Below are 233 nucleotides of genomic sequence, written 5' to 3' on the forward strand. Positions count from 1 at the left end.
TACCGTTGAGCCATGCCAGCATATTTATTAAATTTAAGTGTAAATGGTGGTCGCAACAGGGATCGAACCTGTGACCCTCTGCTTGTAAGGCAGATGCTCTCCCAGCTGAGCTATGCGACCTAATGTGGTGGAGGAGGACGGATTCGAACCATCGAAACGAAACGTAACAGATTTACAGTCTGCCCCCTTTGGCCACTCGGGAACTCCTCCACATTTGGAGCTGGCAATAGGAA

Annotated in this window: 2 tRNA genes; both read right to left on the reverse strand. The window is 49.4% G+C overall.

What is annotated here, in order from left to right:
- Nucleotides 1–44: 44 nt before the first annotated feature.
- A tRNA-Val gene (locus tag B3040_RS01235) sits at nt 45–120 on the reverse strand.
- Nucleotides 121–125: 5 nt separating this feature from the next.
- Nucleotides 126–210, reverse strand: a tRNA-Tyr gene (locus tag B3040_RS01240).
- Nucleotides 211–233 lie beyond the last annotated feature (23 nt).

The organism is Clostridium sp. UBA4548, assembly GCF_002387895.1.
Taxonomy (GTDB): Bacteria; Bacillota; Clostridia; order Clostridiales; family Clostridiaceae; genus Clostridium_J.